Annotated in this window: 14 protein-coding genes; 1 reads left to right on the forward strand and 13 read right to left on the reverse strand. The window is 69.4% G+C overall.

The window, feature by feature from the left end; genetic code table 11:
- Window positions 1-98: 98 nt before the first annotated feature.
- The 12 genes from ACV530_RS02555 to ACV530_RS02610 form a co-directional block, all read right to left on the reverse strand.
- Window positions 99-1697 carry a TniQ family protein gene (locus ACV530_RS02555; RefSeq protein ID WP_494330543.1) on the reverse strand — a complete coding sequence of 533 codons (1599 nt, stop codon included), beginning with the start codon at window positions 1695-1697 and terminating at the stop codon, window positions 99-101.
- A gap of 5 nt (window positions 1698-1702) precedes the next feature.
- Window positions 1703-2167 (reverse strand): hypothetical protein, encoded by a 465-nt coding sequence (locus tag ACV530_RS02560; RefSeq protein ID WP_494330544.1) that lies wholly within the window; start codon window positions 2165-2167, stop codon window positions 1703-1705.
- Between the two features lie 251 nt (window positions 2168-2418).
- Complete coding sequence (locus ACV530_RS02565; RefSeq protein WP_494330545.1) at window positions 2419-2892, reverse strand: hypothetical protein; 474 nt, start codon at window positions 2890-2892, stop codon at window positions 2419-2421.
- 103 nt (window positions 2893-2995) lie between these two features.
- Entirely contained in the window at window positions 2996-3583 is a 588-nt protein-coding gene (locus ACV530_RS02570) for a DUF6262 family protein (protein WP_494330546.1), read from the reverse strand.
- Entirely contained in the window at window positions 3580-6201 is a 2622-nt protein-coding gene (locus tag ACV530_RS02575) for a tyrosine-type recombinase/integrase (RefSeq protein WP_494330547.1), read from the reverse strand. Before ACV530_RS02575 ends, ACV530_RS02570 begins: the two co-directional genes overlap by 4 nt.
- A complete protein-coding gene (locus ACV530_RS02580) occupies window positions 6198-7376 on the reverse strand; it encodes a tyrosine-type recombinase/integrase (protein ID WP_494330548.1) in 1179 nt (392 codons plus the stop codon). Before ACV530_RS02580 ends, ACV530_RS02575 begins: the two co-directional genes overlap by 4 nt.
- A gap of 105 nt (window positions 7377-7481) precedes the next feature.
- Complete coding sequence (locus tag ACV530_RS02585) at window positions 7482-8075, reverse strand: AAA family ATPase (RefSeq protein ID WP_494330549.1); 594 nt, start codon at window positions 8073-8075, stop codon at window positions 7482-7484.
- Window positions 8072-10195: a TnsB C-terminal domain-containing protein gene (locus ACV530_RS02590; protein WP_494330550.1), complete on the reverse strand. Its 2124-nt coding sequence runs from the start codon at window positions 10193-10195 to the stop codon at window positions 8072-8074. The genes ACV530_RS02585 and ACV530_RS02590 overlap by 4 nt, the downstream gene beginning before the upstream one ends.
- Window positions 10192-10899: a TnsA-like heteromeric transposase endonuclease subunit gene (locus ACV530_RS02595; protein ID WP_494330551.1), complete on the reverse strand. Its 708-nt coding sequence runs from the start codon at window positions 10897-10899 to the stop codon at window positions 10192-10194. The genes ACV530_RS02590 and ACV530_RS02595 overlap by 4 nt, the downstream gene beginning before the upstream one ends.
- Window positions 10900-11314: 415 nt before the next feature.
- Complete coding sequence (locus ACV530_RS02600) at window positions 11315-11890, reverse strand: transcriptional regulator (RefSeq protein WP_494330552.1); 576 nt, start codon at window positions 11888-11890, stop codon at window positions 11315-11317.
- Window positions 11891-13618 carry a helix-turn-helix domain-containing protein gene (locus tag ACV530_RS02605; RefSeq protein WP_494330553.1) on the reverse strand — a complete coding sequence of 576 codons (1728 nt, stop codon included), beginning with the start codon at window positions 13616-13618 and terminating at the stop codon, window positions 11891-11893.
- Window positions 13615-13902: an XRE family transcriptional regulator gene (locus ACV530_RS02610; RefSeq protein WP_494330554.1), complete on the reverse strand. Its 288-nt coding sequence runs from the start codon at window positions 13900-13902 to the stop codon at window positions 13615-13617. The genes ACV530_RS02605 and ACV530_RS02610 overlap by 4 nt, the downstream gene beginning before the upstream one ends.
- Before the next feature lie 920 nt (window positions 13903-14822).
- Here ACV530_RS02610 and ACV530_RS02615 point away from each other — a divergent pair.
- Window positions 14823-15623, forward strand: a complete 801-nt coding sequence (locus ACV530_RS02615) for a maleylpyruvate isomerase family mycothiol-dependent enzyme (protein ID WP_494330555.1) — start codon at window positions 14823-14825, stop codon at window positions 15621-15623.
- A 200-nt stretch (window positions 15624-15823) separates the two neighbouring features.
- Here ACV530_RS02615 and ACV530_RS02620 read toward each other — a convergent pair whose 3' ends face one another.
- On the reverse strand, window positions 15824-16552 hold the full coding sequence (locus tag ACV530_RS02620; RefSeq protein WP_494330556.1) for a transposase: 729 nt from the start codon (window positions 16550-16552) through the stop codon (window positions 15824-15826).
- Between the last annotated feature and the right edge of the window lie 18 nt (window positions 16553-16570).

The raw sequence follows: 16570 nt of genomic DNA on the forward strand, positions 1-16570 counted from the left end.
ACACCTCCACACGACACCCAAAACGATCAGCCAAAGCCATCCCGCCCCACCCTCAAATTCCCACCACAAACACAAAACACCAGCCCACAACCTCTCAACTACCGCAGAACCAACGCTCCGTCACAGATGTTCTGCCACTGCCGTCTCGGAAGCAGTGAAGCGTGGGCGAGTTGGCGGCGGCGCGCGTAGTCAATGGGGACTTCGGTGTCGTCGAGGTGGTCCGCGAGGGCGATGAGCGCTTCTTGCATGGCGGGCCAGTACGGGGTCCTCGACCAGCGGCGCAGCGCCAGGGATGTCAGCAGTGCGGTGGCCGAGCCGCCCAGGGCGGTGGCCGCGTCGTCCAGGGGCTGGGTGGTGGCGGTGATGGCCAGGCAGACGGCAAGGCGTTGGGAGTCGGAGCTGAAGTCCCGGTGCCCTGCGGGTAGTAGGCGTATTGCCCATGCGGGCCAGAGCTGGGCCGGCATGTTCCGTGTTCGCTGGCGTGCACGGTGGGTGCTGGTGGCTGTCGGGCGGCATGGCAGAGGGGTGCTGGTGCGGTAGCGCAGTTGGGCGGAGTGTCTGAGGTCGGGTGCGAGAGCGGCCAGGTGCACGCTGTCGAGGACGGGGCTGAGGTCCTTGCCCCAGTCCTCGATGCTGGAGGGGATCACGGGCTGGGGGTTGTGCCGGCGCAGCAGCACGATCGCCGGGCGGAGCCGGCCAGCGGCTTCCTGGAGCGTGGGGGCGTTGAGGATGTGGAGGGCGGCAGTGGCCGCCAGGGCGGTGGAGGCGGCGTGGGCGGGCGCCATGAATCCGGGGCGCTGCTCGGATTCGCCGTGGGGCTGAAAGCCCGGTCGGCCCGCTTGCCTGCCGTGCCGCTTGGCCTGGTTCTGGATCTGGGTGTAGGCGTCCAGGAGGTCGGAGGGGACCCAGTCGTTGAGGGCGGGGCGCAGCGTGGGGGCGAGCATGCGCTGGGCGAGCGCGCGGAGATCGCGCAGAACGTCTGCGGCGGGCAGCGGAAAGTGCTCGTAGAGGCTGATCGGTGTACTGGTACCGGCGATCAGCTGTTCGATCGCGTGGTGGGCGTGCAGGGCCGGGTGGTCTGGTGGCAGGCGGAGCGTCTCGGTGAGGGCGAGGTTGAAGCCGCAGCCGCGGGTCGGGCTGTCGCCGGGCGGAATGGGGGCGTTGCCGCAGAGTCCGGGTTGGGGGATGGAGCGGCCGGAGTGGGGGCGGTGGCGGGGAATGCGGCGGCAGGCCGGGCAGCAGTCGGCCAGCAGCCGCTGATGCCGGGCGCAGGCGAAGGCCCAGCCCAGGCGCCACGCAAGCTGCCAGCGGCCTGCGGTGTCGGCCAGGCAATCGGGGCAGAAGCGGGATCCGGTGCCCCTGCCCCAGCTGTGCTTGAGGTTGATGCGGCGGGTGCCGGTGGTGGCGACCTCGACAGCGTGTGGCCCGTAGGAGGCCAATGTCATCCGCGCCAGGCGGTCGGGGGCCAGGCCGGTGGCCGCGGCAAGCCGGGCCAGCTCGTCGTCGGCCAGGCGGTGGGTGAAGGACGGCGGTCTCTTGCCGTCGCGGTCGACGGATTGCGTGCGGGTGGGAAACCCCAGGTGTTGCAGCACCTCGCCGTACGGGGTCTGGGAGCGGGTGGCAATCGCTTCCAGCCAGGAGTCCAGCGCCTCCCCGGGCAGCGGGTCAACGCGCAGCGGGAGGGTACGCGTGAGCATGGGTCTCAGGCCGCCTTTCGGCGGGTGCGGCGCGGGCGAGAGGTGAGCTTGCCCCGGTCAAGGGCGGCCGCGAGTTCCCGTCGGGCCTGTTCGGCGGCCTCGTCGTTTTTGACTTCATCCAGCAGGCCGGCCTCCAGCCTTTCGGCGCCGCAGCGCATGGCGCGCTGGCAGCCACGGTTGGTCAGGGTCATCAGCGAGCCGATGTGGCCGGTTGAGCGGGCGAAGAGGTAATCGGAAAGGTCGTCGGCGAGCATGCCGGGATAGGCGTCGGTGAGCACGATGCGCTGTTCGAGGGCGAGCAGCAGCCGGCGCCATTCGCGGCGTCCGTCTTCGGAGTCGATCGTGAAGGGGCGCATGCCCAGCCGGGTGGTGCGCCGTCCGGTCTGGGCCAGGACCGGCTCCTGGGCGGTGCCGCCTTCGGTGAACAGTCCTTTGTCGGCGAGGTGGACGCCGACCATCAGCAGGGTCACCGGGAACTCGTTCGCGATCCATTTCAGATGGTTGCTGACCTCGATGCCGCTGCTGTGGTGCCATCTGAGGAAGTGCAGGTCGTCCAGATTACCGACCGCAGGAGCTCAGATACCGGCTCTGAACTGCGACGATTCATAGACTACATGTCCGCGACGCAGAGTTGGGGCTGTTGCCGCAACTCACCCACGTAATCTCGTGCCGGAGCCCCGGACGCCAGTTGGCATCCGGGGCTCCGGGACCCTGGCGGGGTTCAGGCCGCGTTGGTCATGACGGTGACCTTGCGCCCGGCGGGGACGGACAAGACCGCGCTGCCCTCCTTGTCGACAACGAGAGTGAAGCCTTCGACGACGGCTCGGCGGGCGATGCCGTCGTCTTCGACCTCGACGGTGCCGCCGGTCACCACAGCGGTGTCGAGGTACTGGATCGGCCGGGCCATGCCGCGGACGCCCCAGGACTTGCCGGGGTTGGGGGTGCCGATCAGGTGAGACCACTTCGCCGAGGGGGTGCCGGGGAAGGTGACCCGACCCTCGCCGTCGCGGTTGGGCTCGCCGGTGACGTCGAACGCGCTCACGACGGTGTTCTCGAAGATGCCGAGCACGGCGTCGCCGTACTCGGCGAGCGACGAGTCGCTGATGTTGAACCACTCTCCCAACGTGGCTTGTTCTGGAGTGAGTTGACCGTCGAGGACCTGGGGCCAGGTGGTGGAGACATGCACGAGGATCACGTGTTGCGTTCCCCTTCCCAATGAACGATGGTTCATCGCCGATGAATGCTGGATCAAAGATGACAGGCACCCTCGTTGGGCGCCACCGGTTTCCGGAAGTCGGTCAGTTTCGCCCCGACGGTTCGGCTATGCGGGCTTCGAGGTCGGCGACGCGGCGGTCCTGGAAGCGGAGGTTGGAGCGGGCGGCCTTGAGGCGCTCGTCGAGGGTGCGGTTGTCGGCCGTGAGCTGACGGACCCGCTGCTTGAGAGTGGTGTTCTCGGAGATGATCCGCTGGATGGCTTCCTCGGTCCACTCAGCCTCCAGGTCCCGGACCTGGCCGAGGAGTTCGCCAATGCGGGTCCGCTGGGCGAGGATCTCGCCGTGGGCGGTCTTGAGGGCGTCTTCGGCATTCAGGGCGCGTTCGCGCCAGGTCGCCTCACGTTCCTCGTCCTGGTCGGCGAGCAACTGGGTCCGGCGGTCTCCGGCCTCGGCCATTGCGGAGGCGATGACAGCTCTGGCCTCGGGATTGTCGTAGAGGAAGGTGCGGGAGACGTCTGCGCGGCGGGCGACGGCGGCGACGCTGACCTGGGCCTTCTCGCGCCGGAGGCGGGTGATGGCTTCGCGGACCCGCTTCAGGGCGGTCTCGGTCTTGTGGCGGCGGGCGGCCAGGGCAGCGGCTGTGCGGGGTTCTGGAACGGCAGCGGTCTTCATGCGATGTCCTGCTCGGGGTCGTTGTCAGTTGTGCACGTATCGCTGTACTCGCCCTGATCTTCGGCGCCCGCGTCGGCGAGGTCGGCGGCGCGGAAGGCGGTGGACCACACCCGGTGGAAGTAGTCCTGGGGTTTGCGCAGGTCCAGGGCGAGGGCGTCGTCGAGGAGGCCAAGCCCGGCCAGGGCCTTCTCCAGACCGTCGATGGCGCGGGCGGTGGGCTCGAAGTAGCGGTGCAGGTAGTCGGCTGTCGCGTCGTCCGGGGCACCCTCGGCCAGCAATCGCCACTGTTCACGCTTCCGCCGCCAATACAGCAGGTCGGCGCCGGAGAGGACGAACTTGTCGCAGTTGTGGCAGTCCAGGTTCCAGGGGCAGGCCCCGCCGTCGACGACCGGCTGGAAGGTGCAGAACCCACCCTCGGCAGGCGTGCTGCGGCGGGCGAGGTCGATGGCAAGCGCCTGGGCCCGCTCGCGGGTGAGCGGGGTGGTCTCCCCGGCAAGGAGCTCGCCGGGTTGGGCAGTGCCGGGGCCGGTCACCCAGACGTGCTGGAGGACGTTCTCCAGGTCTTCGCTGGTCAGATGGACGTAGTGTTCGGCCATCCGGTCCGAGACCTGGCCCAGATAGCGGCGGATGTGGGTGAGGCTCGCCCCGGCCCGAAGTAGGCTGGTGGCCAGAGTATGGCGAGCCTGATGGGGCACAAGCTGGCCCAGGTCGAGCTCGGCGACCCACTCCCGGAACCGCCGGTGAAACCACTGGTAGGACAGGGCGGTGGAGCCGTCGGGGTTGCGGACCTTGCTGGTGAACAGGGCGAGTTGAGCACGTTCGGCGCCGGTCGGGCGACGTCCGTGCCGGGCGACGAAGCGGTCCAGTGTCTTGCGCTGCCGTTCGGCGAGGAGGTCGTAGAGCCGGTCGGGGATACGGATCGCGGTGTCGTAGTTGCCGACCTTGGTCTGGTCGTGCCAGAACATCGGCAAGCCACCGTAGCAACCGATGCAGTTCCAGCGCAGCTTGAGGACCTCGTTCACGCGGCGGCCGGTCAGCACGATGGTCTCCCAGACATCTCGCATCCCCTGGTCATCGGGGTCGTACTGCTCTGCGAGCTGGGCAAGGTTGGCCTCGTCGGCCAGGGCTCGGGCGACCTCGTCGGGAAACGGACGCCGGGCCCGCAGCGGCTCGCCGCCGGCGAACGGCATGGCGATGATGAACTCGCGGTCCAGGCCGAGCCGTTCAGCGGCGCCGTTCTCCAGCGCGTGCCGCAGCAGCTTGCGGACGCCGTTGAACACGTCGGTGCGAGTGACGGAGGTGACTGTCGACAGCTTGCCGTAGAGCCCCTTCATCACCAGCGAGGGCAGCCCGTGGCGTTCACGATGGCGCTGGTCGGCGATGAAGCGGTGCATGTGCTCCACCCGCAAGGCGCTCGGGTCGTGGCCGCCGCCCGGGGCGTCGACCTCTATGAACGCGCTCAGCTCAGTGCAGGCCCGGCGGATGCCGTCGATGGGCACTGCGGTGCGCGGGCGGTGGGGCGAGCGGATCAGCTCGGCGGTGTAATCCCAGAGCAGGTCACGCAGCCAGCGCTGAGTGATGCGGGTCAGGTCGATGTGGCTGGCCCGGTGGGGGAAGCGGATGCCGAAGTGGTCGGTCTCCAGGAATCCGGCGTCCCGCGTCTGCTCGGGGGTGAAGTAGACCAGCCGCAGGTAGTGGAGCATCTTCTTCACGATCGAGGTGTGGAAGCGCGGGAAGTCGTCCAGGTCCAGGTCGGTCAGCGAGACGGCATCGCGTCCTCGCGCGAGGTTGACGAGCTTCTGGATCCAGTCCAGGTGCCAGATGCTGTGCCGGTCCTGCTGGGTGTGGGCGAACAGGGTGTACTGGATCTCGGCTCGCAGCAGAGGCCGCAGACCGCGCAGGTTGACCAGTCCCGGCCGCGGGGCCGGATCGACCGTCGCGCACCAGGTGCGGAAGGCGTTCTCGTCCGTGCAGGAGACGGGGACGGGGTGTCCCTGGCTCTCGTAGCGCTGCCACCAACTGGCCGGAAGAGCCGCTCCGCCGGGGCGGCGGTCGCGCTTGTAGCGGTGCCAGTGCCAACTGCACAAACCCAGCGGCGACTCTGCCAGCCCGGGGCAGACCGTGACCTTGCAGTTTCCGTAACCCTCGCGGGGCTCCTGTTCGACAACCCACTGCTCGAAGTCCACCACGGTCTTGCGTGGGGCGACGTAGTACTTCCAGGAGCTGTAGTGGTAGCGACACAACCGCAGGTCGGTTCGCGGCTCCGCCGGCCGATCTGGGCAGATCAAGCACGGGCCCTCGCGTTCGAACTCGGCCCGGGACAGCGGCTGTGCCGCGGTGAGGAACTCCGCCCGGGTCGTGCCCGCCTCCCGAGCCTTTCCCCACTGTTGAAGGTGGATGGAGCACAGGTCCGTCCCTCCGGATCGGACGCGTTCGCAGGCGCCGACGACGCATCCCCACTGGTAGACGGGGTGGTCCTGGGGAACCCGTACGAGTACTCCACGGAAGATCGGATCGAAGGACGGGGCACCGATCAGCGCGGTGAGGATCTCCAGCCGGTCGCGGCCCTCGCGGTCGGGGCGTTCGGTGTAGAGGGGCAGCAGCGAGTTCGCGGTCACTTCGTCTCACCCCAGACCGTGCGAAGCGCGGCGTCGAAGACCGGGTCGTGGACATCGACGTGGCCGTAGACCTCGTCGACCATCGCGGCCGACGCCCAGCCGCCGGCGTCCCGGGCGATCAGGGTGTTGCCGTCCGCGGCATCGAGAACCGCGGAGGTAAAGGTGTGCCGGAAGGCGTGGGGTTTCACGAGCCCCAGACCCGCGCGTTTCCCGGCCCGGCCGAGCATCCGCCGGGCGCCGACCGGCGCCCACGGCTGGCCGGTATCGGCGCCGTGCAGCTGGACCAGGAGCATGCCGTGCCCGGCGCCGCGCGGGTACTCGTTCGTCATGTACTCGAAGTAGGAGTGCACCATCGCCGGGCTGACCCGCTTGATCAGCCCGCCGGTCACCGTCCCGCGCTCGACCCGCCAGGAGTGCTTGGTCTTGGCCTCGGCCTGGTTCGGGTTGCCGGGCCGGTGGCAGACGTGCAGATGCGGGGTGCGGCACTCGCCGCAGGCCGCGTTCTCGCGCAGGTGCAGGTCGACCAGGTGCAGCCCGCAGAGCTCGCCGATCCGCAGGCCGCCGTCGGCAAGCCAGTCGACGACCAGCCGGTCCCGGGCGGCGTTCACCGTCTCCAGCAGCTTCTCCCTGGCTCCCTCCGGCAGCATCTTCGGGTGCCGGCGGTGCGGCCCCTTCGGCGCCAGCGGGTTGGTCGGCAGCGTGTTCTTCACGTGCCCGAGGAACGAGCGGCGCTTGTCCGCCCGCGTCGGCAGGCGGGACTTGTCGAGCTTCTTACCGAGTTCGCCGTTGACGCCGCGGGAAGCCTGGTGCAGGTAGAAGCCCTTCAGGCAGGCGGCCGCGGTCGACAACGCCGAGCGGCCGTAGGGGCGCTTGCCCACCCGCCACGGTTCCCCGAGCGGTATGCGGACCTCGGCGCCGACGATGCCCATGTACCGTTCCAGGTCCCGCAGCTGGACCGTGCCGAAGGTCAGGCACTCGCGCTCCAGCCACCGCAGGTGGTCCACCAGGTAGTACGCGTACGTCTTCTGCGTGCCCGAGCCCTCGTGCTCACGCAGGAACCGGTCCGCCTCCGCGTGCAGCGTGCCCTCGGGCCAGACGATCGTCCACGACCGCTGCCCGTCCTTCCGCTCGATCCGTTGGACCCTCAAGTCCCCGACGATGAGCTGCCGTGCCACTTGTCCTCCGTACCGACTCCAGAACATGACAGACGCCCCGGACACGGTCGGTAAACAAGCCCAGGACGTGCTGGTCACAGTCCCAGATGGACATCACGGGCAGGACTACGGGCGGTCGGTAAAGTCCAGTACCAGCAGGCGGGTCTCACAGGAGAGCACACAGTCCAGCGCCCGCTGGCCGAGCTGGGCGGTGGTCCCCCGCCCGCGTCCAGGGTGCCCGAAGAACTCCAGCATGGCCCGGTTGAGATCCTTCATGCCGGTGTTGCCCGTCAGCCCCACCCGGCACACCGGCCACCGCTCGTGCCCCTGGCTGGTCAGCGCTCCCTGTTCGTCGATCTCCCTGCGGTGGAAGGCCCGCGCGAACGCCAGCACCGCCGTGGTCTTGCCCAGCCCCGGGAAGGCATCGACGGCCACGGCGCCTTTGGTCTTGTCGCCGTCCTGCAGGTTGCTGTCGACGATGTCCCACAGGTCCTCGTGCAGCGCGGCCAGTTGCGGAGTTCTGACCGGCCCCAGGTTCGCGTGCCACACACGGCGCCGGCGGTTGTAGGCGGCCCGGCTTTGAGGGCTGAGCGCGGCCAGCTCGGCCGCCGTCAGCGGCTCGGGCCGGCCGGGCCGCGGGGCAGTGGCGAACGCGCGGAAGTCCTCCTTGCGCGACAGTGCCAGGTTGCCCAAGTCCGGCGCAGCCGCCGTGTCGCTCACGCGTCCTCCAGGGCGTCGGCGTAGAAGTCGTCCTCGTTGAGGTCGTCGTCGAAGTCGGCGTCGTCGTCATCACCCGTCTGTGCCAGCGCATCGGCTGCAGGCTGGTGCGCGCAGGGGCCCGGCCCGGGGGTTGCGGGGGCGGGTGGCAGAGCGGCCTCGGTGAGGGTGGCGGTTTCGGGGAGCGCGATCGCGGCCTCGCGGGCCAGCCTCAGCGCCATGCGCCGTTCGGTGCGCGTGCTGCCCAGCCCCAGCCGCCAGCGCTGAAGCAGGTCGGCCACGGCCACCCGGTCGTCCGGGTAGCGGTAGGCCGAGGCGGCCAGCTTCCGGGCGAATGCCAGGGCTTCCTCGCTCAGCGGCATCCCCTCCGGCGGCGCGTGCTCCCACAGCAGGGCGCGCCATTGGCGGTCGTCGGGGTGGCGGAAGTAGATCCGGGTGATGTCGTCGGGGTCCACCTGGAACGGCCATGTGTTCGTGCCCGGGCCGTCGTACGGGCTGCGTGTGCCGGGGGCGGGCAGGCCCGTTCCGCGGTAGCGGCGGCCACCGATCTCCACCCCGTAGTGCTGGATGGTGCGCCACTCGGTGCGCAGGAACTCAAAGGCCAGGTCCCGGTCCCTGGGTGCTTCGATGTAGCCGGCCCGGGCCATGCCGTGCTCGAACATGACCGCCGGAGACAGCTGGAGTCCCGGCAGGCCCGGCTCGACCAGGCCCGTGTGCGGGCGGTGGTGGTAGACCACTGCCACCCACTGGCGGATGATCGCCTCCAGCTCGTCCAGGAAGAAGAACGCCTCCTCTTCCGGGCTGCTGCCGCGGGAAGCGAGGTCGGGGCCCTTGTAGCCGGGCAGTGCCTGCAGCAGGTCCTCGCGCAACGTGCGGAAGAACCGCTCCAGCGGCCCTTTGTCCCGGCCGGTGCGCAGCCGGGCGGGCTGGAGGGAGATGCCCATCCGGCGGCAGACGGAGGTCAGGTGCTCCGAGACGTAGACCTTGCCGTGGTCGACCACCAGGGTCTCGGGCACCAGCGGCGGCGTGGCCAGCCCCGGCCCTTGGACGGCGCCGGTGTCGAGGAGCACGGTGCGGGGGATGCCGTGCTCGGGCCACACCGCGTGCCGCGGCCAGTCGGGAGGGGCGGGTCGGGGGCGGAAGCACTGGTAGAGGACCGCGCTGACGTCCACCGCCTTCGTCGAGACGGGGGTCAGGCGGATCCCGGTGATGCAGCGGGTGTACCAGTCCATGCCGATGGTCAGTTCCGCCTGTACCCAGCGCAGGGTGAGCGGGTCGCATGCGAAGACATCCAGCCGGGTGGAGTCCATCAGCAGGTACTCCCCCGGTCTGGCCGGGCGCAGCTTCCCGTACGGGCCGGGCGGGCGGGCGGCGATGTCCCGGTTGCGTTTCGTGCTCAGCCGGAACAGCGGGTGCTCCCGCTCGAGTTGGGCCAGCGCCCGGTAGGCGGTGGCCTGGCTGGGCTGCGGCACCGTACCGGCACCGAACCGGGCGGTCGTCCTCGCGCGGGTGCGGGTGATGACCATCTTGCGGGACGGTTTGGAGGCGTCGGTGTGCTCGGCCATCACCTCCCGCGCTGTTGCCACCCAGCGGTCGTCCACACGGCCCGGGGCCCTGCCTGTTCCCCGTCCCTGGTTGGCGAGCCCGGCTTCGCCGTGCTGACGGTAGGCCGCGGTCCAGCGCCGGATGGTGCGGTCGGTGACACCGAGTTCCCCGGCTTTGGCGCGGTAGCGGGCCTCCAGCGGCACGGTGCCGGCGTACTCGGGCCGGGGCTCACCGGCCCGGGCCAGCTCCGCACTGCCCGACCGGTATCCCGTCAGCACCTCGCGGATGTGCCCGGCACGCTCCATGATCTGCCGGCGCTGCGCGTCGTCCAGCTGGGACAGCACCACGGAGGCAATCTCTTGCGCGTCGTGCGAGGACGGTCCCGCCTCCTCGGGAACAATCTCGGCGCGGCCGGAGAACAGCAGTTCCCTCACCGACAGGCGCACCAGACGTCCCCGCCCGTCCTTCAGGACAGCCTCACTGCCCGCCGCGGTCGCGGTCATCTCAACGATCTCGGCCGTCTCACCGTCGTAGCAAAAACGCGTCCCGACACCCACCCGCACCGCGGCCCCGCTCACGACGCCCTCCGCAGTACCTGCGACGAACTCAGCGACCGGCCGAGGTCCACCGTGAAGTGGCCGTTCCACAGCAGGTGGTAGACCGCCGCCCGCACCAGGGGCCCGGGCCGGCCGGGCAGGCATGCCGCCGCATGGCCCAGAGCCATCCCGTCGAGTCCGGCGCCGCGCAGTTCCTCCACGAGTTCGGGGCTGAACAGCCAGGGCCTGCGGTATCCGGCCAGGAACCGGATGTTCGCCAGCACCACCGGCGACGGCTCACTGAAGACCTCATACCGCCAGCCGCGTGCCTCAACGGCCTGCCGGGTCCAGTCCAGTGTCCGCTCCACTTCCGGCCGGGACAGCCGGGAGGCGGGCTTGACGTCCACCACCACCGGCCCGTCATCACCGGTCAGGAGATAGTCCGGGATGTGCCTGCACGGCTGGCCGTCCACCACGGCCGTCAGCAAAAAGGGCTGCGCCACGATGCGACGGACCGACGGGTCGAAATCCGCGAACAGCAGCCTCGCCAGCTCCAGGCGCGACTCATAGATGACGTGATCGCGCATTGTCGCGGACCAGTACGTGCCCGAGTAGTGCCGTTGCCCCTCATGCCAGCGGAATGTCCGCCACGGCACCGCCGGCTGCAGGAACGCGGCAGGCGCCGTGTCCCACGCCCGCTCCTCGATCCCCCCGTCACGGTGACGGACGCTGACCCTGACCGACATGACATCCCGCTCCGGCCCAGGCATTCGCGCCCCCTCTCCACCCCAACTCGCGCCACGCTGGCATGAGTTGAATCGGACAGGCGCCCCTTTCGCGGGCCCGTCACCCGATCGGGTGAGCCCGCCGACCAGCCATTCTCACTACGGCGTCAGATCTGACACCCCATGTAAGAACGCCTCGCGGCCGGGAGCAGCAGCCCAGTAGGTTCTCATCCGCCATGTCATGTGCCGACACCATGACCAGGGATGTTGCAGAGTTCTCAGACCGTGTCACCCCGAGGAATTCTCATACCCCGTGTCAGATCCTCGCCCCGGACGCCCGGCCTCGGAGCCGTGACCAGCACATTCTCAAGACATGACATCCGTCTGACATCGGACCTGAGAAAATGACACGGAGTTTGAGAACCTACAAGTTCTTCTAGGCGGCGAAGCCGACGTTGGTGACGTACTCGTACTGGCCCCACTGCGAGCCCAGGTCCGGGAGCACGTCGGTGGTCCACGCGTCGTCGAGGCCCTGGTAGTCACCGGCCGCCCAGGAGCCGACGATGCGGTCCCAGCGGCGCACGTTCATCGTCCGGTACTCCACCACCCGCTGCAGCTGGCGCGGCACCTGGAACTGGTCGAGGGGATGGATCTCCACCCGGGTCCCGCGGCCCTCGCGGTTCAGGCGCTTGAGGAGGTGACGGGCGACGTTCTGCCGGCGCACCGCCCGGTACGCCGTGTCGATGCGTTCCAGGCTGGCCTTCGACGGCCGGCGTTTGCCCTCCAGCCACGCCTTCAGCGTCCGGTCGGTGACCGTCAGCCCGGCATCCCGCGCGGCCTTGCGTGCGTGGGCCGTTTTTGTCAGGTAGTGCAGGCGCGCTATCCAGCCGCGCTTGGCGGTCACCGGGGTCGCGATACCGCCCGCGAGGGCATCCAGCTGCCGGGCCACGGCATCGCTGCCCTTGATACCCCGGGCACCGAACTTCCCGAACTCGATGTTCTTCTCCGGCATTTACTCCTCTCCCTCCCCTTCCGTCTTTGCGTGCTCGGTGGTGTCGGTTCCGGCGGCGTACGTGTCCTTGACCTTGACCTCGGTAACGCCGCGGCCTTCGGGAAAGACACTGTGCCAGTCGCCGATGACGTGGAGTTCGTCGGTGCCCATCGCGCGGACGACCATCAGTCCCTCGTCATGGGCCTTGAGCGCTTTGAGCCACAGGTTCGCAAACGCCTGCGAGCGGATGATGTGCATCCAGTCCGGCCGGTACAGCTCCCGGTTGTAGTTCGACTCCCCCATCGTCGAGACGAACTTGGAGTACATCGCCTTCACGTACTCCAAAGTGACCTCGTCACCCTGCTCGATCGCGGTGTCACGCGCGTCCTTCAGGGCGATACGGAACTTCTCCAGGAGATTCTCCGTGGCACCGGAAGTGTAGGACTCGTGGATCTCGGGGGGCGCGCACAGGCCGTACTTCGGGCCCGACAGGCGCAGCAGGAGGCGCAGGGTCGGCTCGGTCACCCACAGGGGGCCTGGTTCGTCGCGCTGGCCGATCGGGTTGGGCAGCACCGCCTCGTGCTCCCAGGCGGGCGGGGTGATCAGGTGGACACCGGCGCGGCGGCGGTCGTGAGGAAGGCCGGCGGAGTGCTCGAGCTGGCCGAGCGGGAGGTGGGTTTTGAGGGCGGAGAGGTAGGCGCCGTTGATGTCGAGCGCGGTCACCTCATGCGCGCCGGGCGGCAGTTCGTGGCGGGTCCACTTGGGGCGGGCCTCCCAGATCCGGTCCGCGCCGCGGGAGGTGGGTTTCTTGAGGATGTCGGGGATCCACGGGTGGGCGATCACGTCGTAGCGGGCGCCCTTGCGGGTCTCGTCCAACAGCCGCATCGCATCACCGATCGCCCGCTTCAGCAACACGGCCGTCGCCGCCTCCACGTCACCGTGGTGCTCGGCGAGCGCGCCTTGTACTGCCTGGCCGATCAGGTCGACCGGGCCGGACGGCTCCTGGAACGCACGCCGCGCCGGACCTCTGGAGTCACCGGCTGCCGGACGCTGTGTGCGCGGCGTCCGTGATGCGCGCGCCGGGAAATCGGCGGCGTGAGCGGTGTCGGGCCGCACGGACATCGCGGCAGGCTCCGCAGCGGGCGCGGCGGCCGGCACGACTGAGGGCGCGGTGGCGGTGGGCTCCGTGCGGCAGTCGCCCGGATCGAGGTGCTGGACGAACCCTGCTACCCGCTGTCCGGCCGGGTGCCCACACAGCACGCACGGCTCGGGCACCGCGAGGACCTCCACCTCGTCACCCTCACCGCCCTCCTCGGCCGCCAGGGAAGGCGAAAGGGCGCCGGCCGCGGCAGAGGCCTGCGCCATGGCCGGCCCGGCGGCAGACGGCGTCACCGGGGCAGTGCCGGCAGCGAAACCGGCGGCCAGCGGGACGGGCGGCCCGGCCGTGGGCACCGCCGGCCCCGGACAGGGAACGGTCTGCGACGCGGCCGGCTCGGCTTCGGCCGGGGCAGTGAACTTCGAGACGAGGCCGTCCAGAAGGTAGGCATACCTGGCCCGCACCTCGCCGACCGGGTCCCTGTCCTTCTCCCAGGCGGCAACCGTGGACGGGCTCACCCCGAGCGCCCGGGCCACCTGCGCCTTGGACAACCGGGCCCGCTCCCGCAACTCCTGACGGACCCGGGCGGCGGGGAGCCCGGCTTCCGGGCCAACGGCCGCGAGCAGCGAATCGATCGCATCGAAATCACTCACCGGGCAGCCGCTCCCCTCTCCGTGCTGGCACCGCGGCGCCAGACGGCAGGCAGCGCCTCGCACGCCCGGGTCGGACCCGCCAGCAGATCCAGCACAGCGATCCCGTAGTGCCCAGCCAGGACATCGACATCACGCAGAGTCCACGACGTGGCCCCGGACTGCCGGCGCGAGATTTGCGTCTGCGTCAGCCCGAGCACCGCAGCAACCGACCGCTGCGACTCCCCCGTCGCCTGCATCAACGCAGCCACCGTCAACCGCAACGACTCCTCCAGACCCAACCCCATACCCCCACCATACCCCAAAACAATGCAATATTCGCATCGATTTTTCCTTAAGAGCATTAGAAATGCGCATACCAACTCCCTGCGGTGTGTGGGACGCAGGGGCCCTGCGTCCCACACAGGTTCGGGTCAACAGCCCGGGCGACCCCGCACGCACACTCGTCCCGAGGACCGCCGCGAGCACCGGAGCGCTGTTGTCGTACCAGGCCAGGAAGAACACCATCTGCGCCTGATGGCCGACGGGGAACCGCACGGCCGCCCCGGCCCGCTGCTCAGGGATGAGACACACATGGTGACGCTCGCAGCGCGGCACCATCCTGCTCTTCCGGTTCGCCCTGGACAAGGCCGAGCTCGTGTTCCTCCCCGCCCTCCGGGACTCCCCCCGTCACCGCCGCACCCGGCATCGCCCGCAGCCTCACCCGCTTCGCCGTCAACGTCATCCCGGAAGAAGGATTGGCGACCGAGCGGCTGAAAAACTACGTCCGCTGATAAAAGCGCATGCAGGAGGGCGGATCCCCTCTGCCGAACCCGGAACGGCTCACCTCGACCTCAAAGAAGGCGCGACAGCTGAGGCGACAGCTCAGGGGCCAGGACACCCTGGGCCTGAACGGCCATGAGTTGCCGAACGTAATCCCGGGCCACGGATTGCAGCTCACGCCGCCGCCTTCCAAACCGATGCCCGAGAACCCATATCCCCCATGTCCACGCGGCGGCTTGAAGCGGCCCGCCCGGCGACGGCGAGTCCCTCCAGCTCGTCACGCGCGCCCTCGGGCCGTGAACAACTCACGAAGGCCGGGTTCCGCGGTCGAGGTGGCGGGACACCGTCCCGAGTGCCTGTGCTCTGCACGTCCTGTGGCAGGCTGCGCGGAAGAAGCCTGGCCGCCCAGGTCTCCAGGCCGGTGAGTTCAGAAAAGAGCGTATACGTGAGCACCACGGACTATTCGGGTTGGAATTCCGGACCCGCCGCCCACCGGGACGCCATCACGGCGGAGAGTGCCAGGTTCGTGGAGGTGGTCCGGGGCGCTCAGCCGGCGACTGTGGTGCCCACCTGCCCGGGCTGGAAGCTCGCCGACCTCGTCCGGCACACCGGCAGCGTGCAGCGCTGGTTCTGCGTCCTGCTGCGCCAGCTCGTCCAGGAGCCGCCTCGCAGCCGCGAGGTGGAGCTGCACCTGCCTGAGCACGAGGACGGCTACGCCGACTGGCTGGCGGCGAGCGCGGCCGAAGCCGCGAGCACCCTCGCCGTCACCGACCCGGACGCCCCGATGTGGGCCTGGGGCGCCGACCAGCACGCCAGGTTCTGGATGCGGCGCATGCTGTTCGAGACCCTGGTCCACCGCGCCGACGCAGAACTCGCCCTGGGCCTGCGACCCTTCATCGACCCCGGCCTGGCAGCCGACGGCGTGGACGAGTTCCTCGTCAACCTGCCCCACGCCGCATTCTTCGCCCCCACAACGGCCGCCCTGCGCGGCAACGGCGAAACCCTCCGCTTCCACTGCACCGACACAGACGGCGACTGGTTGGTCCACCTGCACCCCGACGGCTTCGGAGTCGAACAGGGCCCCGGCAACACGGGCACAACCGCATCCGCCGATGCAACCGTCGAGGGAACCGCCGCAGATCTGCTGCTGCTCCTGTACCGACGCCTCGACCACAGTGCGGACGCCTTCCAGGCGACGGGAAACAAGGAACTGCTGACGCGCTGGTTCGCCAACTCCGCCTTCTGAGCCTGACAGAGAGTCATGTCCCCTGTGGTGGTGTCACTTCCGAAACGGACGGGCGTTCTCCGTTTCGGCCGGGAAGGTATGGATGCCGGCCATGGGCCGGCCGGTGAAGAGCCCGGCCACGGGCGCTTCGGAGAGGTAAAGGACGCGAAGGCGGCCAGGTCCGTCTCTGCTTCGAGGATCATGCCCTTGACCTGGGGGAACTACCGGACGAGGAGGCCGACGACAGTGCGGGCGTCGGAGACTACGAGCCGCACCCAGTCCAGGCCACGCTCGCGCAACGAGCACAGGAACACAGCCCCGTACGCCCTGGACTCGCTGTCACCGACGGCGACCCCAAGGACCTCGCACTGTCCGGCGACGGAGACACCAGTGGCGATCACCACGCCCTGGAAAACGATCCGGTGGCCCACCCCGGCCTTGCAGCAGGTGGCGTCAAGGAAGACGCAGGGCAAGACGGTCCGCTCCAACGGGCGCTTACGGAACCCGTCCAGCCCGCTACCCAGGCCCGAACAGATCCGGAAGACCTCGGACCTGGAAATACCGGTATCGACACCCACGGCTTTGACCAGGTCACCGACGGAACGCGTGAAGACACCGTGAACACAGGCCTCCATGACGACCGCGAACAGCGCATGGTCAACACGCCGCCAGCGCTCGAGCAAGAACGAGAAGAACGACCCCGCACGGAGTTTGAGGATGACCAGCTCCAGGCCACCGCCAACCGCGGCCAGGCCGCGCCCGCGGCGGCCGTTGCGGCAGGTGGTGCCGTCCGGAGCGCACTGATGACACTCGGCACCGACCACGTTCATGACCACGGCCCCGAACAGTTCCCCGAGCATCCGCTCCAAGAGACGGCAGATGACTTCGCTGCCGTCCACCGCACGTAGTGACTCCAGCAGCCGGGCCAGGCCAGACCCGGAGAGAGCCACCGTGCGACCGTCCTTCGC

The sequence above is a fragment of the Streptomyces sp. SX-6 genome (genome assembly GCF_059089585.1).